2 rRNA genes are annotated in these 3196 nt (G+C 51.5%); both read right to left on the bottom strand.

From position 1 onward, the window contains the following. Window positions 1-2: 2 nt before the first annotated feature. Window positions 3-119: ribosomal RNA gene (gene rrf, locus LDM92_RS09640) — 5S ribosomal RNA — on the bottom strand. A 71-nt stretch (window positions 120-190) separates the two neighbouring features. After that, window positions 191-3099: ribosomal RNA gene (locus tag LDM92_RS09635) — 23S ribosomal RNA — on the bottom strand. Between the last annotated feature and the right edge of the window lie 97 nt (window positions 3100-3196).

Here is a 3196-nt window from a genome sequence, read left to right as displayed (position 1 = left end):
AAGCACGGCAGCGTCCTACCCTCGCAGGCAGTCTCCCACCAACTACTCTCGGCGTGAAGAAGCTTAACTGCTGTGTTCGGCATGGTTACAGGTGTTTCCTTCTTGCTCTTGCCACCGTACTTTTCCTTGTGAGCTTTTACGCTCAAAACTAAATATAATCCCTTAAAAAAACCTCGATTGCCTTTAAGCTTTGGTCAAGTCCTCGACTGATTAGTACTGGTCCGCTCCAAGCCTCGCGGCTCTTCCACTCCCAGCCTATCTACCTCTTAGTCTTTGAGGTGTCTTACTACTTGCGTATGGGAAATCTCATCTTGAGGGGGGCTTCGCACTTAGATGCTTTCAGCGCTTATCCCGGCCATACTTAGCTACCCAGCGATGCCTTTGGCAAGACAACTGGTACACCAGCGGTATGTCCATCCCGGTCCTCTCGTACTAAGGACAGCTCCTCGCAAATTTCCTACGCCCACGACGGATAGGGACCGAACTGTCTCACGACGTTCTGAACCCAGCTCGCGTGCCGCTTTAATGGGCGAACAGCCCAACCCTTGGGACCGACTTCAGCCCCAGGATGCGACGAGCCGACATCGAGGTGCCAAACCTCCCCGTCGATGTGAACTCTTGGGGGAGATAAGCCTGTTATCCCCAGGGTAGCTTTTATCCGTTGAGTGATGGCCCTTCCATGCGGTACCACCAGATCACTAAGCCCGACTTTCGTCCCTGCTCGAGTTGTCGCTCTCGCAGTCAAGCTCCCTTATACCTTTGCACTCTGTGAATGATTTCCAACCATTCTGAGGGAACCTTTGGGCGCCTCCGTTACGCTTTAGGAGGCGACCGCCCCAGTCAAACTGCCCGTCTGACACTGTCCCATGCCTCGCTTAGAGGCCCTGGTTAGAGCAGCCATCAAACAAGGGTAGTATCCCAACATTGCCTCTGATAACACTGGCGTGCTATCTTCTCCGGCTCCTACCTATCCTGTACATGTTTAACAGCTGCCCAATATCAAATTGCAGTAAAGCTCCATGGGGTCTTTCCGTCCTGTCGCGGGTAACCCGCATCTTCACGGGTATTATAATTTCACCGAGTCTCTCGTTGAGACAGTGCCCAAATCATTACACCTTTCGTGCAGGTCGGAACTTACCCGACAAGGAATTTCGCTACCTTAGGACCGTTATAGTTACGGCCGCCGTTTACTGGGGCTTCAGTTCGCTGCTTCGCTTGCGCTAACAGCTCTCCTTAACCTTCCAGCACCGGGCAGGTGTCAGCCCCTATACGTCGTCTTACGACTTGGCAGAGACCTGTGTTTTTGATAAACAGTTGTTTGGGCCTATTCACTGCGGCTGGCTGTTACACCAGCACCCCTTCTCCCGAAGTTACGGGGCGATTTTGCCGAGTTCCTTAACGAGAGTTCTCTCGCTCACCTGAGTGTTCTCCACTCGACTACCTGTGTCGGTTTGCGGTACGGGTGCGCAGCTTCTCGCTAGAAGCTTTTCTTGGCAGTGTGACGCTTGAACCTTCGCTACTTTGTTTTCGCTCCTCATCACGCCTTGTGCTTAATAGTAACAAGCATTTGACTCATTACCACACTTGGCGCTTGAACATGGCTTCCAGCGCCATGCGTTCTTTGCCTCCTGCGTCCCTCCTTCGCTATTAACGAAGCTGCGCAGTACAGGAATTTCTACCTGTTGTCCATCGACTACGCCTTTCGGCCTTGCCTTAGGTCCCGACTTACCCTGGGCGGACGAGCCTGCCCCAGGAAACCTTAGTCTTTCGGCGGACAGGATTCTCACCTGTCTTGCGCTACTCATACCGGCATTCTCACTTCTAAACGCTCCACTTATCTTCTCAGTTAAGCTTCGCCGCATTTAGAACGCTCTCCTACCACGTACATTCCTGCACATCCACAGTTTCGGTACTATGCTTAGCCCCGGTAAATTTTCGGCGCAGCGTCACTCGACTAGTGAGCTATTACGCACTCTTTTAATGATGGCTGCTTCTGAGCCAACATCCTAGTTGTCTACGCAACTCCACATCCTTTTCCACTTAGCATAGATTTGGGGACCTTAACTGGTGATCTGGGCTGTTTCCCTTTCGACTACGGATCTTATCACTCGCAGTCTGACTCCAGTGCCACGATCTCTGGTATTCGCAGTTTATCTGAATTCAGTAACCCCTGACGGGCCCTTCGTCCAAACAGAGCTCTACCTCCATGATCGTCCTGGCACCAGGCTAGCCCTAAAGCTATTTCGGAGAGAACCAGCTATCTCCAAGTTCGTTTGGAATTTCACCGCTACCCACAACTCATCCCCGCAATTTTTAACTTACGTGGGTTCGGTCCTCCAGTGCGCTTTACCGCACCTTCAACCTGGTCATGGGTAGGTCACTTGGTTTCGGGTCTACGTCAACTAACTGCTCCGCCCTCTTCAGACTCGCTTTCGCTCCGGCTCCGTCTTTTCTGACTTAACCTCGCTAATTAACGTAACTCGCCGGTTCATTCTACAAAAGGCACGCCATTACCCGTTAATGGGCTTTGACTATTTGTAGGCACACGGTTTCAGGTTCTCTTTCACTCCCCTCCCGGGGTTCTTTTCACCTTTCCCTCACGGTACTGGTTCACTATCGGTCACAATGTAGTATTTAGCCTTGCGAGATGGTCCTCGCTGCTTCAATCGGGATTCCTCGTGTCCCGACCTACTCAGGATCCTGCTCAGCGCGCTCTGGATTTCGCTTACGGGGCTCTCACCCTCTCTGGCTTACCTTCCCAGATAATTCTGCTATCCTTTGCGCTGCCTTATTGCAGTCCTACAACCCCAAATGATAAATCATCTGGTTTGGGCTCTTTCCTTTTCGCTCGCCGCTACTAGGGAAATCGATCTTTCTTTCTCTTCCTGCAGCTACTTAGATGTTTCAGTTCACTGCGTCTTGCCCCAGCCGGCTATCTATTCACCGCCTGGTAATGCATCTGCATGCATTGGGTTCCCCCATTCGGATATCTCCGGATCGCTGCGTACTTACCGCTCCCCGAAGCCTTTCGTGGTTCGTCACGTCCTTCTTCGCCTCATTGTGCCTAGGCATTCACCGTGCGCCCTTCTTTACTTGACCTTACTCAAGATACTCTCTCGGTCGCTCTTTGGCAATCTCTTCTCTTTTGATTGTTTCTCGGTTTTTTCTTGGATTATATTCAGTTTTCAATGTACTA

This window comes from Lactobacillus laiwuensis (assembly GCF_019972835.1).
Classification (GTDB): domain Bacteria; phylum Bacillota; class Bacilli; order Lactobacillales; family Lactobacillaceae; genus Lactobacillus; species Lactobacillus laiwuensis.
The sequence above is the reverse complement of the archived record's forward strand: the minus strand, read 5'-3'. Positions and strand labels throughout refer to the sequence as shown.